Source organism: uncultured Kordia sp., assembly GCF_947496985.1.
Taxonomy (GTDB): Bacteria; Bacteroidota; Bacteroidia; order Flavobacteriales; family Flavobacteriaceae; genus Kordia.
The window spans coordinates 151,464-167,926 of sequence record NZ_CANMEZ010000011.1 but is presented as its reverse complement, the minus strand read 5'-3'; the positions used below and the strand labels follow the sequence as shown (position 1 = coordinate 167,926).

The following is a 16,463-nucleotide window of genomic DNA, read 5'->3' as shown; positions in this document are numbered from 1 at the left end:
TTCGATCTCACACAATCACAGGCTGAGATTGTAAACAATGAGAATAATGTAACGGTGAGTTACCATACTACAGCGACTGATGCAATGGATAACACCAATGCCATTGTTGATCCAACGATGCATTCTGTAGACATGGCAACAGCCAATATGAATGGACAAGTGATCATCTATGTACGTGTAGAGAGTGATTTACAGATTGATAGTAATATGCTTCCTTGTTATAAGGTGGTAGAATTACCTGTGATTGTACATCCACTACCAGCACTTACCGATACCGCCTTTACGTATGTATTCTGTGAATATGACAATGATAATTTAGGACAGTTTGAATGGGATGTGGTAACAGCTTCATTAGATTTATTAGAGGCGCCACAGGATGTTGCAGACTTTACCGTAAGTTATCACCCAACAGTGGCAGATGCTGTAGCGGGAACAGCTGCTCTTGTCAATGGATTTGAGAATACAACCGATCCACAAACTGTATTTATCCGTGTGGAGCATACTGTTACAGGTTGTTTGAATACCAATAACATTGCTAGTCTAGAACTTAGTGTAGAGCCAATTCCATCAGCAACAGCTCCAAATACCTATGAGTTGTGTGCAGATGATCAAGCGGATCAAGATACCGCTGTGTTTGACCTCACTAGTTTGGATACAGCTATTATTAATGGACAGACAGACATGGCAGTATCTTACTATGAAACTGCTACGGATGCTGATATGGATATAAATGCTATTGCAAACCCAAGTACGTATAGCAATACATCCAATCCACAAACATTGTATGCTAGAGTTAGACAAACCATCACGGGATGTTTATCAGATCCCGTATTGGTAAACTTACAAGTAAATCCATTACCGGTCTTTACACTACCAGCAGATGATATTCTGTGTGTAGATGCAGCCACAGGACAAGCCTTGGATGTTAGAACCATTGGTGTTGACTTTGGAGCCGGATTTACCTATCAGTGGACCACTCCAAGTGGAACGGCTACTACTGCAACGGTACAAGTAACCGAAGCAGGAACGTATAGTGTAACGGTAACCGATATGAATCATCCAACCAATTGTACATTTGATGATAGTGTAACCTATCAGGCTTCTTCTGCGCCAAGTGTATTAGACATTGCTGTAAACACACCTGCCTTTGCAGATTCACATAATGTAACAGCAACGGCTTCAGGTGGCTCAGGAAGTTATGAATACCAATTAGATGATGGACAGTGGCAAACAGATGGAATCTTTACTGATTTAAAACCAGGACAGCATACCATTACTGTGAGAGATACCAATGGATGTGGAGAACTGGTAAGAACCTTTGGACTGATAGATTTTATGGAATTCTTCACACCAAATGGAGATGCTTATAATGCGACATGGAATATCATAGGATTACAAAACCAACCAGCTGCGAAGATTTACATCTTTGACAGGTATGGGAAACTTCTAAAACAGATCAGTCCAGCAGGACCAGGATGGGATGGAACTTTCAATGGGAATGTAATGCCATCGGCAGATTATTGGTTTAGAGTAGAATATATAGATCCATTTGATGGAACACCAAAAGAGTTCATCAATCATTTTACGCTAAAGAGATAATTTACACAGAAAGAAAAAACAACAACAAAAAACCGAAGCAGAAAGTAGCTTCGGTTTTTTTTATGTCATACTATGAAACAATATTATTTTAAATAGATGTTATTATTTAATGTGGGTTTGATACTTAATCTCGATACAAAGTTTTCGAGAGTTTCATTCTACTTGATGGAATTCTGGCTCAGAAAATGTCAATTTGAGTGTTTTCTTGGGTGAAAAAGTATAGTGAAAATAGTTTTTGGAGTATTTGAAAATTTACATCAAGCTCATTAATTTAATGTTTCGAAAAGCAACTTTTTGTATTGTAACCTTTAAACATACTTTTGAGTTATAAAAAAATATAATAAGAAAGAGTATTTGAATTATTTGAAAAGTAAAAAGGTCTCATTTTAAGCTGTTTGCTAATGAGACCTTTGTGTTTTTTTAATCAGTTACGATTTATATTTCTTATAGCTTGAAAGAAAGTGATAATGTAACATTTGTGTTAATGTTATTTATTGCAACAGTGTCAATTAAACCAACTTGAAAAAGTTGTGGATTATTTGTTTGTTCACTTCTATCATATGCTAAATCTAGTGCCATACTTCCAAAATTGTATCCTAAACCTAAAGAATAACCATTTAAGTCACCAACGGTAGCCCCATTTTTATATGGACTTTCTTGAAATCTATATCCTCCACGTAAACTAAATTTCTTTATTCTGTATTCTCCACCTACTCTATAAGTAGCGGCAGCCTGTAAATCATTATTAATATTGCTATTTGCTGTAAAAAAATCATTGTCAGGACGTAATTTTGCATTCGCAAAGTCTTTTACAGAATAGTCAAAACTAATTAATCCTTTTTTTCCGAATATATAAGCTAAACTACCTGTAACAACTGCGGGAGTTGTAATTTGATGTTCTCTATATGCGTTTACTACATTTGGGAAGATATCTCTTCTTAGAATGTCATCTGTGCTATTTGGATCTCTAAAATCTGTACTTAAACCTTGAATTAATTCATCGTTTAAAGTGTACCAAGTAGGTGATTGGTAAGATGCTCCGATACGAAGCCCTTTAGCTTTGTAGATAGCTCCAACTTGGAAAGAAATACCTGATCCGTATGTATATAATTCATTTGAAAATTCTGCATATTGTAGTCCAGAATCAATATCTACTGGTGTTTCAATTAAAACTCTACGTTCTCTATAGTCAACATCATGAGAGTTTACGTTTAATCCAAAGTACCAGTTGTTTTTGAATTGTGCGCCAATATTAAATGTATATTTTCTATTAAAGCCAGAAGTTTGTACAATATAATCATGATCAGCTCCAGCTGCATAATTTGCATTGGGACTGTATCCAATATTATTATTACTATTTGGATCATCAGGATTAATTACAAAACCTTCATACCCTAAAAATGCTTGTTGCGCTGCAAAACCAAAGTCTTCACCTAAAATTAAATACGTATCTGTATCGGTTTCTCCAGGCAGCTGAGCAATATTTCCTAATTGTTGTCCATCGGCATAAAAGTTAAAGTAATCACCAATTCCACTTGAGGTATTTCGCCCAGAGGCAAAATAATTATTGTAGTAATTGTCATTGTTTTGAACATTCACACCTAATGTGATTTTATTCCAATTGCTATCATTTAGATCTTTAAAAACAAAAACAATACCTGCTTGATTTAAATCAAACTCTGATTCATTTCTATTTGCAAAACTTCCAAAATAAGAAGTGTCATTGTCATTATTGTAATTACTCAATGTGATGGCAGTTTCGCTATTTGAGAAAACGGCTGATCCTGCAGGGTTTATTGTGAAGGCAGAGAAATCACCTCCTAGAGCTCCAAAAGCTCCACTCATAGCTCTAAAACGGGCTGTACCGTTAATGTTTTCTGTTGAAAAACGAACTACATCATTTATATTCTGGGCGTTACCAATCTGCATAGATAGCACACCTATGAATAGCATTAATACTTTTTTCATAACTTGTTTTTTGATATTCCTATTTCTTAAAAGATGCTTTAATTGGAGTGTTGTTTGGTTTAACCTCTTCCTCCACGTCCTCCACTAGATCTTCCACCACCTGATCTTCCTCCGCCGGATGATCTGAATGAAGAACTTCTTGATGAACGATTGCTTCTAAAAGAACTATTTCTTGTATTTCTGGTAGAACGAGTATTTGATCGAACTCGTGTATTATTATTTCTAGTAACTCTAGTGTTGTTTCTTGTTCTTGTATTTTGAGTAGATCTAATAGTTCGTGTATTTGAGCGAGTTGCACGAGTATTAGCTCTTCTAGAAGAGCGAGAAGCACTGTATCTTCTGCTATTGTTTGCTCTTCTTGAATATGAAGTGTTGTTGCCTCTTCCTAAATCTGGATTGCTTCTGTAATAGTTTCCTCTTCTTCCTCTATTATAAGCTACGCCTCCACGACCGTAAGGGCTTCCATATCTGAATCTGTTAAAATATGGATGTCCGTATCCATAGAATCCTCCATAACCAAAATATGGATTGAAAAACCCAGGGCTCCAAAATCCTGAATAGGGTGGGTAAGGTGACCAAAATGGATCCCAAAATGCTCCTCCGAAACCAAGTCCCCAGTTATAGCCATAGTTGTTTCCCCAACGGTTGAATCCCCATCGGTTAAAGCCCCATCCACCAACTCCCCAGCCTCCAAAGCCAGCAGAGCTTGTATATACATTAATGACTACATCATCAGTTGTATCTCCCCAAGGAGAATAACTTTCTGAGTAACCAACTGCTTCTGTATCTGTGTTTGGGTCAAGGTTTTCTTGACTAGAATATGAATCTACATCTGTAAAAATATCTCCATAGCGATCATCTGCTTCTAGAGATTTTTGTTCAAAGTAATTTTGATATGCGCCATTTTTATTTGTAGTGGCAACTTCTGTGGTTTGTTTACGTTCTTGATTAGAGCCGTAAATTCCATCATCATCACCGTAAGCCTGTTGATAGGTTCCGCATGATGTTAATGTTAAAAATGTGATAGCTAAAATATGTATAGCCCTTATGTTGTTTTGTAAATAGTAAATAACTCGCATATCTCCTAAAATTAATTGTTGAACAGTACAAAAATAGTTAGTTTTGTCGAAACTATTTTTTATTTAACATATTCACAATATTTGTGCCAAACTACTAAGAATGAGCAAGAAATTAACGAAGCGAAGTGACGATTACTCAAAATGGTATAATGAATTGGTCGTAAAGGCTGATTTAGCTGAAAATTCAGCCGTAAGAGGTTGTATGGTAATTAAGCCATATGGGTATGCAATTTGGGAAAAAATGCAAGCTCAATTAGACAAAATGTTCAAAGAAACGGGACATGAAAATGCTTATTTTCCATTATTTGTGCCAAAAAGCCTCTTTGAAGCTGAAGAAAAAAATGCAGAAGGCTTCGCAAAAGAGTGTGCTGTAGTAACACATTATAGGTTAAAAACAAATCCAGATAAAGAGGGGAAACTCATGGTTGACCCAAATGCAAAACTAGAAGAAGAGCTAATTGTTCGTCCTACTAGTGAAGCTATTATTTGGAATACATATAAAAATTGGATTCAATCGTATAGAGATTTACCAATCTTAATCAATCAATGGGCTAATGTTGTTCGTTGGGAAATGCGTACACGTTTATTCTTAAGAACTGCAGAATTTTTATGGCAAGAAGGGCATACGGCTCACGCTACAAAAGAAGAAGCTGTGACAGAATCAAAACTAATGCAAAAAGTGTATGCTGAGTTTGCAGAAGAATTTATGGCAATGCCAGTAGTAAAAGGTTCAAAAACGGAAAGTGAACGTTTTGCAGGAGCACTTGAAACATATACAATAGAAGCATTAATGCAAGATGGGAAAGCATTACAAGCAGGAACATCACACTTTTTAGGTCAAAACTTTGCAGAAGCTTTTGATGTAAAATATGTAACGAAAGAAGGAAAACAGGAATTGGTTTGGGCAACTTCTTGGGGAGTTTCAACACGATTAATGGGTGGTTTGATTATGACACATAGTGATGATGCCGGACTTGTATTACCTCCAAAATTGGCACCAATACAAGTTGTTTTTGTTCCTATATATAGAAATGAAGAACAGTTTGACGCTATTGCTGAGAAAGTAAATGAAATAGGAGCTCAGTTAAAAGCAAAAGGTGTATCGGTTAAGTTTGATAAAAGAGATACTTTGCGTCCAGGAGCTAAATTTGCAGAATGGGAATTAAAAGGAGTTCCGTTACGAATTGCTTTAGGTGCAAGAGATTTAGAAAATGGAACATTAGAAATAGCAAGAAGAGATACATTTGAAAAACAATCTGTGGCGCAAGATGATGCTGTAGAAACTGTTTTAAGCCTTTTAGATACAATTCAAGAAAAATTATTTAGCAAGGCAAAAAACTATCAAACGGAGTTCACTACAAGCGTTGATACGTTCGAAGAATTTAAGCAAGTCATTGATACTAAGGGTGGTTTCGTGTCTGCACATTGGGATGGAACAGCTGAGACTGAAAACAAGATTAAAGAGCTTACCAAAGCAACAATTAGATGTATTCCGTTAGATGCTTTGGAAGAAGAAGGAAAATGTGTATATTCGGGTCAGAATTCAACTAAAAGAGTTTTATTTGCGAAGGCATATTAAAAAAAAAGAAAAAAACTTTTAAAAATAGTTGGAGCATATAAAAATAGTTGTATTTTTGCATCCGCTAACAGAAATAATGGCCCGTTCGTCTAGGGGTTAGGACGCCAGGTTTTCATCCTGGTAACAGGGGTTCGAATCCCCTACGGGCTACTAAATTTTTTCTGTCAGTTTATTTGCAAATATTAATTATTAAATTAAATTTGCATCCTCATTGAAAAATGATGGCCCGTTCGTCTAGGGGTTAGGACGCCAGGTTTTCATCCTGGTAACAGGGGTTCGAATCCCCTACGGGCTACTAAACATAATGTTTAAAAAAGATAATTAAAAAGAGAGATGGCAAATCACAAGTCAGCATTAAAAAGAATTAGAAGCAACGAAACTAAGCGTCTAAGAAATAGATATCAGCATAAGACTACTCGTAATGCAATTAAGAAATTAAGAAGCGTTACTGATAAAAAAGAAGCTGAAACTTTATTTTCTAGTGTAGCTTCTATGATTGATAAGTTAGCTAAGCGTAATATTATTCATAATAATAAAGCAGCAAACTTAAAATCGAAACTTGCTAAGCACGTAAGCGCATTATAATAAGATAATACGTTTATTAAGATATACAATGACTCCAACTCAGTTGGAGTTTTTTTTATGCTTACATTTTACCTAAAAAACCTAAAATAAAAAGCTGCTTACAATTTTACTCGTAAGCAGCTTTTTAAGTGTATATAATTCACTTAGTTTTTACTTCTATGCATTCATAGAAAGTAAGAATTCTTCATTATTTCTAGTTTGTTTAATACGTTGATTAATGAATTCCATAGCTTCTACAGGATTCATGTCTGCAAGGTACTTACGCATTACCCACATACGTTGAATCGTTTTCTCGTCAAGTAGTAAATCGTCTCTACGTGTACTTGAAGAGGTAAGGTCAATAGCAGGGAAGATTCTTCTATTAGAAATCTTGCGATCCAATTGAAGTTCCATATTACCGGTCCCTTTAAATTCTTCAAAAATTACTTCATCCATCTTAGATCCAGTCTCTGTTAATGCAGTTGCAATAATTGATAATGATCCACCACCTTCGATATTTCTGGCAGCTCCAAAGAAACGTTTTGGTTTGTGAAGTGCATTTGCATCAACACCACCACTTAGTATTTTACCAGAAGCAGGTTGTACAGTATTGTATGCTCTGGCAAGTCTAGTAATAGAATCTAATAAAATTACCACATCATGGCCGCATTCAACCAAACGCTTTGCTTTTTCTAATACAATATTAGCAACTTTTACATGATCAGTAGCTTCTTTGTCAAAAGTAGAGGCAATTACTTCACCTTTAACATTACGCTGCATGTCAGTAACTTCTTCTGGGCGTTCATCAATTAGTAAAATGATTTGATATACTTCAGGATGATTTGCAGCAATTGCATTGGCAACATCTTTCAATAACATCGTCTTACCAGTTTTTGGCTGCGAAACAATCATTCCTCTTTGTCCTTTCCCGATAGGAGAAAACAAATCCATAATACGTGTAGAAATTGTACTTTGACGCTCTGCTAAGTTAAATTTCTCATCTGGGAATAGAGGAGTTAAATGCTCAAAAGCAACGCGATCTCTCACTACTTGAGGATCTAGACCGTTAATTTTACTAACTTTAATTAAAGGAAAGTATTTTTCGCCTTCTTTTGGAGGTCTTACGATTCCTAAAACAGTATCTCCAGTTTTTAATCCGAACAAACGAATTTGTGATTGCGATACGTAAATATCATCAGGAGATGATAAATAATTATAATCTGAAGATCTTAAGAAGCCATATCCATCTTGCATGATGTCTAAAACACCTTCACTTTCTATAATTCCATCAAACTCAAAATCAGGCTCACGATAGCGATTACGCTGGTCTTTATTTCCATTATTTTTGTTGGAATGATCTTTCTTATTGTGTTTAGAGTGATCTTTCTTGTTGTGTTTATGATTGTTATTCTGTTGTTTGTTGCTCTTGTTATTGTTGTTGCTAGTATTATTATTACTATTGTCTGACTGATCATTTTCAGCTTTTTTTGTATCATCCTTTTTAGGATGTTGCACTGTATTCTTTTGATTTTTGTCAGATTGTTTATGAACAGGTTTGTTCTGTTTAGCAGCTGGTTGTGATGGAGTAGACTTTTCAGGAGCTTTAGTCTCTGGTTTGTTTTGCTTAGGAGCTGCAGCTTTTGGCGTAGAAGGCTTTTTTTCAGTTCGCTGGTTAGGCTCTCTTTTGATTCGCTTTCGTTGTTTTGGAGCTGAACTTTCAGCAGCTTTAGGTTCAGATTTTGTAATTGGTGCTACCGATTCAGGATTGCTAGCTTGAAGGTCTAATATCTTATAAATTAAATCTAATTTTTTTAAAGATCTGTATTTTGGAACAGATAAAGTCTTTGCGATCTCCTGTAATTCGGGGAGCTTTTTGCTCTTTAATTCTGAAATTTCTAACATTTATGTGACTGTAATGAATTATAGTTTGAAAAAAATGAGTGATAAAATACTCGTATGAAGTGTGTAAATCTATTAGTAACAATAGATTATGAATTGTCTATGCAATAATACAAATTTATTTTAATAAACAAAATAGTATTTTATGAAAAGAACTATTATTTTTGTGATCCAATTACAAGATATGATCCAAAGAATACAAACTCTTTACATGCTATTAGTCGCCGCAATTAGTGGAGGACTAACATTTTTGTTTAGTTTGTATACGATGGCAAACAAAACTATTGTGTTTGCAAAAGACGATCCTTTGTTTCTAGGTTTGTTTATGGCTTCGGCTGTATTAGCGTTGATCACTATCTTTATGTTTAAAAATAGAAAATTACAATTTGTGTTGAATCGTTTCAACAACATATTTAACCTTATTTTATTAGGAGTATTTGTATATCGAATGCTAAATTTATCTGGAGAGATGGAAGTCTCAGAGAAAGGTATTGGGATCATTCTACCTATTATTTCTATCGTTTTATTAGTGCTCGCAAATCGAGCAATTAAAAAGGATGAAGATCTTGTAAAATCTGTAGATCGATTACGATAACCCTAACATCTTAGTAATATTAGTGCGTGAAAAACTCCAAAGTGAAAACTTTGGAGTTTTTTTTATGTAATTTATTAATAATTAATAGTTTAAGATAGAACCAAGTGTAAATACGTGAATTTTAAAATCAAGAAAATTACGTTTAAATGTGAGGTAATTCAATCGTAAGTTTACGAAAAAACAATCTATACAACATTAATTATGGAACTTACAGCATCAATTTATGGAGGTGGACCTTTCTATCCAAGTGAGAACTCTGCATTACCAACAATTAAAGAATCAGGATTTACAACAGTAGTATGTTGGGCGCTTCACGTACGTCCAAATGGAGATATTGCCTATAATGATAAACTTATCATAACGAACGGATCATATGTGGGCGACTCATCTTGGGGAGTAGAATTAGAAGAAGTAAAGAAAGGCAGAAGTGTTAATAGAATACTTTTCTCTATAGGAGGTTGGGAAACAAATGATTTTTATCACATCATGACATTACTAAATACACAAGGTGATGATTCTTCGAGTATTTTATACAGAAATTTTGAGACATTACTTCACGAAATTCCTGCTATTGATGGAATTGATTATGATGATGAAGGAAACTATAATATCAATACAATTACAAGATTCAGTCGTATGCTAGCAAATATAGGATATAAGGAAATTACATTCTGTCCATATTCAAATCAACAGTTTTGGATTAATTGTTTAGTATCATTAGAAAAAACCAACCCAGGTTTAGTTACTGGATTCAATTTGCAATGTTATGCAGGAGGTTCGTACAATATAGGAAACGTTAAGCAACTTTGGATTCAACCTTTACAATTGGCTATGGGGAAAGATTTTGATGCAGCAGGGTTTATAGATCCAGGGTTGTGGTGTAAAAATGGAGATGGTTGCACACAAGGAATGGATCCAAAGCAAATAAATAGTCAATTCATAAAGTGGAAAAAAGATAATATTACAGGTGGATTTATCTGGTTGTATGATGATATTGAAAAATGTGGAAACAATCCAGAGGACTATGCAAATGCTATTTTAAGTGGATTAAGTTAAAAATCTATCTATTGTAAATAAAATGATAAGCCTCAACACTATGTTGAGGCTTGTTATTTTTATATTGAATTTAACTTAATAAACGAACCATTTCAGCATCGTTCCAATGTTTTGCTACATCAGATGCTTTAGTGTTTTTGTCAAAACTAGCAAAAACTTTTGTACTTCCAATATTGATATCCAGACCTTTTTCTACAAGAATCTTTGCCATATCTGGATGTCCACCTTGATCTGCTAAATAATGAGCAGGTGTCCAACCGTTATTATCAACAACATTTGGATCGGCATCTTTGTTAATTTTAAAATAAGATTTTAGTCCATCTAAGCGTTTACTTCTTGCTAAATAATGCAAACAATGAATGCCTTGTTCATTTTTGATATCAAATGGAAACTTATTTGAGAATAAATCTTCAATAATTTCTGGTTCTCCTAAAGAACATGCATGCAATACTGCCGAATTTCCAGCATTATCTACATGGTTTCTATCTAAATTACTTCTATTCGTGTAAAGGCTAATACATCTTTCTGCATTTACATACTTTTTAAGTCCGTCTGGCGTCCAAGCATATTCACTAATTTCATCTTGTTCCCACATTTCTATATCCGTGCTTGAATCATTTACATTTCCAGTGTACGGTTTTATGTATTGCATCCAACCATTTGTGATTTTATATTTCACTGGTACACCATCATTTTCGCCAATACTTTCCCATTCTCTAACTTTTGTATTATCCATATGCATAATACTATTCAATAGTGGAGAAGCGCCATAGTTGTCACTTGTATTTATATCGGCTTTCATTCTAAGTAAATCCCCAATCATGGAATAACTTCCAGATGAAGCAGCAACGTTTAAAGGTGTTTGCCCGTAAATATCTTTCGCTTCTAAATCAATTTCTTTGATTTCCTCTATTTTGAAAATATAATTGAAATCTATAGCTGCAGCTAAATGTAATAAAGTTCCTTGCTTATCTGTTTTTACCAAAACATCAGCACCATGTTCAATGAGTGTTTTGCAAACAGTTAAGTTTTCTTTTGAAACGGCTAATTGTAGAGGATAGAATTCTTGGTTGTCAGTTACATTTACATTGGCATCATTCTCTAGTAAAACTTTTACAATTTCATTATGCCCATTAAATGCTGCACAATGCAAAGCGCTGGAGTTAGGACCCATAAAATTTACATCAGCACCATTAGTGATGCAGTTTTGTACAGTTTCTAAATTGCCACTTTCGGCAGCAATGATTAATTCTTTATTGTAATCCATAAATTCTATTTTGAATGTAATTTTCGATCTAATGTCTATTGGCAAGCTCTATAATTTCTAAATCTTTGACTTTGCCTTTATCAATCACAAAACGAAGCATAGTTCTAACCTTATGAAACCCATGTTTTCCACAAGCGCCAGGATTCATATGAAGTAAATCTAATTTTTTATCAAACATTACTTTTAAAATGTGTGAATGCCCACAAATAAAAAGTTTCGGTGGATTTTGCTGAATTTCTTCGCGTACACGCACATTATATTTATTCGGATAACCGCCTATATGTGTTATCCAAACATCTACACCTTCACACATAAATCGGTTGTGTTCAGGAAATTCCATACGAGCTTTGTCATTATCAATATTACCATATACGCCGCGCAATGGTTTCAATTGTTTAATTGTATCTGTTACAGATAAGTCGCCAATGTCGCCAGCATGCCATACTTCATCAGCGTTCTTTACATGCTTTAAAATCTGATCATCAATATGACTATGTGTATCTGATAACAATAAAATTTTTTTCATAAAAAGGCTTCCTTAAAACTTTGCTAAAAAAGTATGAATTCAAGTAAAATAATGAATTAAAACTTATCTTTGTGAGTCTGTAACAAAAGTAGCAAATATTACCTTGAGATACTTCATAGAACTTTCTTATAATGGCGAAAAATATCATGGCTGGCAAAATCAGCCAAATGCTATCTCAGTACAAGAAGTTCTCGAAAAATCCTTATCAACATTAGTGCGAAAAGAAATTTCAATTTTAGGAGCAGGAAGAACAGATGCTGGTGTACATGCAAAGCAAATGTTTGCACACTTTGATATAGAAAGAGCAATAGATACAACGGAATTAAGGTTTAAACTCAATTCATTTTTACCAAAAGATATTGCTATTCAACATATTTATGCTGTAAAAGATGACGCGCATGCACGATTTGACGCAACAGGAAGAACATATGAATATTTAATTGTAACTGAAAAAAGTCCGTTTCATAATCAGTCAGCACATTTAGTTTACAAAGAATTAAATATTGATTTAATGAATGAAGCTGCCAAAGAATTGTTTAACTATGAGGATTTTAAATGTTTTTCAAAAACCCATACAGATGTAAAAACATATATCTGTAAAATTGAAAAAGCATTTTGGGAAACACGAAATGAATTGTTGGTATTTACCATTCGTGCAGATCGTTTTCTTAGAAATATGGTGCGTGCAATAGTAGGAACACTATTAGAAGTTGGATTGGGAAAATTATCAATAGAAGAATTTAAACAAATTATAGAATCGAGAAATCGAAACAAAGCAGGAACTTCTGTACCTGGAAAAGCATTATATTTAACCGCGGTAACATATCCTGCAGAAACATTTATAACACATGGCTAAAGTAACAGGAAAAGTATTCGACGTAGGTCTTTTTAAAAGATTATTGGTCTATACCAATCCCTATAAAATCACCTTATATTTTGTAGCAATCTCAGCAATACTATTAGCTGTTTTTGCGGTTACGCGACCAATATTATTAAAAATTACAATCAACGATTATATTCTAACAAAAGATTCTCATGGATTATTAATCTTCATACTATTAATGCTTGGTGTATTGGTGCTAGAAGTTGTTTTTCAGTTTCTATTTGTGTTCTATGCAAACTGGTTGGGACAAAGTATTATAAAAGATATTCGCCAAAAGTTATTCAATCATATGCTCAATTTTAAAATGGCATATTATGATAAATCTTCGGTTGGACGCTTGGTTACAAGAGCTGTAAGTGATATTGAAACCATAGCAAGTATCTTTAGTCAAGGACTGTTTGTTATTATTGCCGATTTATTAAAAATGTTCGTAGTTATGGGCGTTATGTTGTATATGAGTTGGAAATTATCACTTATTGTTTTTGCAATACTTCCGTTGATTATTTATGCAACGCGTGTATTTCAAAAAGCAATGAAATCTGCATTTGAAGAAGTACGTACACAAATTTCTAACCTTAATTCTTTTGTGCAAGAACGTGTAACAGGAATGAAGATTGTACAATTATTTTCAAGAGAAGAAACAGAATACAAAAACTTCAAAGAAATTAACGAAAAACACAAAAAAGGTTGGTTACGTACGGTTTGGTATAACTCTATCTTTTTTCCAATTCCAGAATTAGCAAATGCTATTGCTGTTGGTTTAGTTGTTTGGTATGGAGGATTAATGGCAGCTACTGAGAACTCTACAGATTCTTTAGGAGAAGTGATTGCTTTTATTATGATGATTGGAATGCTGTTTAGACCTTTACGACAAATTGCAGACAAGTTCAATACTTTACAAATGGGAATGGTTGCAGCAGGTCGTGTATTTACAATTTTAGATACTGAAAGTAATATTCCTGATGAAGGAAAAATAACATCATTTGATATAAAAGGAGATATTAGTTTTAAAGATGTACGTTTCTCTTACATTGAAGATGAAGAAGTATTGCATGGAATTTCCTTTGAAGTGAAACAAGGACAAACTGTAGCAATTGTTGGTGCTACAGGAGCAGGAAAATCTACAATTATCAATCTGTTGAATCGTTTTTACGAAATTGATGAAGGAACTATTTGTATTGATAAAACAGACATAAACAACGTCAAATTAGAGGCTTTACGAACTAAAATTGCGGTAGTTTTACAAGATGTATTTTTGTTTGCGGATACTATTTTGAACAATATCACATTACAAAATGAATCAATTACACGTGAAACTGTTGAAAAAGCAGCTAAACAAATTGGAGTGCATGATTTTATCATGAGTTTGCCTAATAATTATGATTACAATGTAAAAGAACGCGGAAGCATGCTTTCTTCAGGGCAACGACAATTGATTTCGTTCTTGCGTGCATATGTAACCAATCCTAGAATTTTAATTTTAGATGAAGCAACTTCTTCTGTAGATTCACATTCAGAACAATTAATTCAGAATGCAACAGATACCATTACACAAGGAAGAACTTCTATTGTAATTGCACATAGGTTGGCAACGATTAAAAAAGCAGATACAATCATTGTAATGGATGCTGGAAACATTGTAGAACAAGGTTCACATGAAGAATTACTGAAAATCGATAACGGCTACTACAAAAACTTATACGAAGTACAGTTTATAAAGCAAGAAACACTTTAGTTAAATACACTACACTCATATATTGAATAAAGAAGACTGGTATATTTTTTGATACTCAACAATGAGTTTTAAAAACTATACCTGCTTTACTAATTTTTTTACAATAAAAAAATACCTATCATATGAGTACAAGAATATCTAGTGTTTTCTTTTTAATGATTTTCAATCTAATGAATGCGCAAACCTATGAGTTAAAAAGTAAACTTACTACCGACGATAAAAAAGAAATTAAAGGTTTAATTCTGAAACAATATAACAATAGATTATTCACCTTTGCTCTTACTACAAATGACTTAAAAAGCAGTATTTCAGATTTTCAGGAAAATATTTTCAATAGAGATAACTTTTTGCATGAACTAAAAGAAAAATTTAAAGATGACACACTTAATGTGTACTACTTACATCAAAAAGGAGAGTATTATGAAAATAAAAAAGACCTTCAAGAAGCAAAAAACTATTATGAGTTGTCTTTAAAAGGATTAAACAAAAACGAATTTAAAAACGATAGTGCAAAGTTTTACTCTTTCAGAGCAGTTTTACATCATAAATTAGGTAAAGAAAAAGATGTTAGAGCTGACTTTGAAAAAGCTTTAAAGATAAATCCGTTAGATTCTATTGCTATTTTAACGTACCCTATGGGCTTATTTATGGAAGGAAATCCGAAAAAAGCAAAAGACATATATAAAAATTTCATCGAGAAAACAGATAAAAATTTTTTTAACGCTTACTTTTTCTATAGTTTTTTTGACTTAATCTCGCAAATGGAGAAGGTAATGGAAGAGACAAATTCTGAAGAAAAGCATAAAAATTATAATCAAACTTTTGATTTGTCTTCAATAGATGAATATGCCCAAAAATTGAAAAATAAGGAAGCTAAAATTAGTGAAGCACAAAACTTTTTCCACTTTCTTGCAATTATGATGAATTATTTAACATCCATTGATCATTCTAATTTCAAAGGAGTGTTGCCAAAAGTAGATGCTGAGAGAGCAAAAAAGTTTAAAAATTGGCTAACTCCGCTTTATAAAGAAAAGCAGTTAAATACATATACGTATCATCGATTTTTAGGAATAATACATTTGTTGATGGAAGAAGACGAGAAAGCAATTATGCATTTAAAAAAAATTGTAGACATCATACCAAAGGAAAAACAAACACCTATGATGGATATAAATGAACCCTATACATTGTTAGCATTTATATATAAAAGAAATAAAACTTATGACAAGTATCGAGAGGTTATAAAAATGAAAATCGAAAAACGTAAGAATGAAATCAACATAGCTGAAGCTTATAATAATATAGGAATGTCTTTTTTGTTGGAAAATGATGATTGGAAATCTGCAAAAGAATGGGTGAAAAAAGCTTTAAGCTTAGAATACAATAATTTCAAGTCTTTAGGATTACTTTCCTACATAAACTTATTGAATGGTAGAGAAATAATGAAAAGTCATTACATAGAAACTGCTGGGAAATATGTAAATGATGAAACCAAATTACAAATTATGGTGTATCAAATATGTGCATATCATCTTTTAAAAGAAGAATTAAAAAATGCAAGAATAGCAATAGATAGTTGTAATAAGACCTATGCACCTTCTTGCGAAGCTGCTCAAGAATTATTTAATAAATATGTCACGACAACGCATTAATTACTTCAAATTGAAAAAAAGATATTACAAAAACTGATACGAAGTACAATTCATCCAACAA

Annotated in this window: 13 protein-coding genes and 2 tRNA genes; 10 read left to right on the top strand and 5 right to left on the bottom strand. The window is 33.3% G+C overall.

The window, feature by feature from the left end; all coding sequences use genetic code 11:
• Nucleotides 1-1,599: T9SS type B sorting domain-containing protein (locus Q0828_RS21555; RefSeq protein ID WP_298426427.1), on the top strand; the 1,599-nt coding region annotated here is incomplete at its 5' end.
• A 444-nt stretch (nt 1,600-2,043) separates the two neighbouring features.
• Here Q0828_RS21555 and Q0828_RS21550 read toward each other — a convergent pair.
• On the bottom strand, nt 2,044-3,567 hold the full coding sequence (locus Q0828_RS21550; RefSeq protein WP_298426424.1) for a transporter: 1,524 nt from the start codon (nt 3,565-3,567) through the stop codon (nt 2,044-2,046).
• A 59-nt stretch (nt 3,568-3,626) separates the two neighbouring features.
• Nucleotides 3,627-4,646, bottom strand: coding sequence for a hypothetical protein (locus tag Q0828_RS21545; RefSeq protein WP_298426421.1), 1,020 nt, complete (start codon nt 4,644-4,646; stop codon nt 3,627-3,629).
• 100 nt (nt 4,647-4,746) lie between these two features.
• Here Q0828_RS21545 and proS point away from each other — a divergent pair, with 100 nt between their 5' ends.
• From proS to rpsT, 4 genes are all read left to right on the top strand, one after another.
• Nucleotides 4,747-6,225 (top strand): proline--tRNA ligase, encoded by a 1,479-nt coding sequence (gene proS / locus Q0828_RS21540; RefSeq protein ID WP_298426418.1) that lies wholly within the window; start codon nt 4,747-4,749, stop codon nt 6,223-6,225.
• 78 nt (nt 6,226-6,303) lie between these two features.
• A tRNA-Glu gene (locus tag Q0828_RS21535) sits at nt 6,304-6,375 on the top strand.
• 73 nt (nt 6,376-6,448) lie between these two features.
• Nucleotides 6,449-6,520, top strand: a tRNA-Glu gene (locus Q0828_RS21530).
• A gap of 38 nt (nt 6,521-6,558) precedes the next feature.
• Entirely contained in the window at nt 6,559-6,810 is a 252-nt protein-coding gene (gene rpsT, locus Q0828_RS21525; protein ID WP_298426415.1) for a 30S ribosomal protein S20, read from the top strand.
• 156 nt (nt 6,811-6,966) lie between these two features.
• On the opposite strand, the gene rho is transcribed toward rpsT, so the two are convergent.
• Nucleotides 6,967-8,691, bottom strand: coding sequence for a transcription termination factor Rho (gene rho, locus Q0828_RS21520; protein WP_298426412.1), 1,725 nt, complete (start codon nt 8,689-8,691; stop codon nt 6,967-6,969).
• A gap of 181 nt (nt 8,692-8,872) precedes the next feature.
• Here rho and Q0828_RS21515 point away from each other — a divergent pair, with 181 nt between their 5' ends.
• Together Q0828_RS21515 and Q0828_RS21510 are read left to right on the top strand one after the other, a co-directional pair.
• Nucleotides 8,873-9,283 carry a DUF4293 domain-containing protein gene (locus Q0828_RS21515; protein WP_298426430.1) on the top strand — a complete coding sequence of 137 codons (411 nt, stop codon included), beginning with the start codon at nt 8,873-8,875 and terminating at the stop codon, nt 9,281-9,283.
• A gap of 201 nt (nt 9,284-9,484) precedes the next feature.
• Complete coding sequence (locus Q0828_RS21510; RefSeq protein WP_298426410.1) at nt 9,485-10,339, top strand: hypothetical protein; 855 nt, start codon at nt 9,485-9,487, stop codon at nt 10,337-10,339.
• A 70-nt stretch (nt 10,340-10,409) separates the two neighbouring features.
• Here Q0828_RS21510 and Q0828_RS21505 read toward each other — a convergent pair whose 3' ends face one another.
• Together Q0828_RS21505 and Q0828_RS21500 are read right to left on the bottom strand one after the other, a co-directional pair.
• On the bottom strand, nt 10,410-11,606 hold the full coding sequence (locus Q0828_RS21505; RefSeq protein WP_298426407.1) for an ankyrin repeat domain-containing protein: 1,197 nt from the start codon (nt 11,604-11,606) through the stop codon (nt 10,410-10,412).
• Between the two features lie 28 nt (nt 11,607-11,634).
• A complete protein-coding gene (locus tag Q0828_RS21500) occupies nt 11,635-12,132 on the bottom strand; it encodes a metallophosphoesterase family protein (RefSeq protein ID WP_298426404.1) in 498 nt (165 codons plus the stop codon).
• 103 nt (nt 12,133-12,235) lie between these two features.
• Between Q0828_RS21500 and truA the strand changes: the two genes are divergently transcribed.
• The 3 genes from truA to Q0828_RS21485 all read left to right on the top strand — a co-directional run bounded on the left by truA (nt 12,236) and on the right by Q0828_RS21485 (nt 16,402).
• Complete coding sequence (gene truA, locus Q0828_RS21495; RefSeq protein ID WP_298426400.1) at nt 12,236-12,988, top strand: tRNA pseudouridine(38-40) synthase TruA; 753 nt, start codon at nt 12,236-12,238, stop codon at nt 12,986-12,988.
• Entirely contained in the window at nt 12,981-14,750 is a 1,770-nt protein-coding gene (locus tag Q0828_RS21490) for an ABC transporter ATP-binding protein (protein ID WP_298426397.1), read from the top strand. The genes truA and Q0828_RS21490 overlap by 8 nt, the downstream gene beginning before the upstream one ends.
• Before the next feature lie 122 nt (nt 14,751-14,872).
• Nucleotides 14,873-16,402 (top strand): hypothetical protein, encoded by a 1,530-nt coding sequence (locus Q0828_RS21485; RefSeq protein WP_298426393.1) that lies wholly within the window; start codon nt 14,873-14,875, stop codon nt 16,400-16,402.
• Nucleotides 16,403-16,463: the final 61 nt, after the last annotated feature.

What these genes read in the sequence shown, in the direction of transcription:
- Q0828_RS21550 (WP_298426424.1), bottom strand. Translation starts at nt 3,567, where the DNA reads ATGAAAAAAGTATTAATGCTATTCATAGGTGTGCTATCTATGCAGATT.
- Q0828_RS21545 (WP_298426421.1), bottom strand. Translation starts at nt 4,646, where the DNA reads ATGCGAGTTATTTACTATTTACAAAACAACATAAGGGCTATACATATT.
- proS (WP_298426418.1), top strand. Translation starts at nt 4,747, where the DNA reads ATGAGCAAGAAATTAACGAAGCGAAGTGACGATTACTCAAAATGGTAT.
- rpsT (WP_298426415.1), top strand. Translation starts at nt 6,559, where the DNA reads ATGGCAAATCACAAGTCAGCATTAAAAAGAATTAGAAGCAACGAAACT.
- rho (WP_298426412.1), bottom strand. Translation starts at nt 8,691, where the DNA reads ATGTTAGAAATTTCAGAATTAAAGAGCAAAAAGCTCCCCGAATTACAG.
- Q0828_RS21515 (WP_298426430.1), top strand. Translation starts at nt 8,873, where the DNA reads ATGATCCAAAGAATACAAACTCTTTACATGCTATTAGTCGCCGCAATT.
- Q0828_RS21510 (WP_298426410.1), top strand. Translation starts at nt 9,485, where the DNA reads ATGGAACTTACAGCATCAATTTATGGAGGTGGACCTTTCTATCCAAGT.
- Q0828_RS21505 (WP_298426407.1), bottom strand. Translation starts at nt 11,606, where the DNA reads ATGGATTACAATAAAGAATTAATCATTGCTGCCGAAAGTGGCAATTTA.
- Q0828_RS21500 (WP_298426404.1), bottom strand. Translation starts at nt 12,132, where the DNA reads ATGAAAAAAATTTTATTGTTATCAGATACACATAGTCATATTGATGAT.
- Q0828_RS21490 (WP_298426397.1), top strand. Translation starts at nt 12,981, where the DNA reads ATGGCTAAAGTAACAGGAAAAGTATTCGACGTAGGTCTTTTTAAAAGA.
- Q0828_RS21485 (WP_298426393.1), top strand. Translation starts at nt 14,873, where the DNA reads ATGAGTACAAGAATATCTAGTGTTTTCTTTTTAATGATTTTCAATCTA.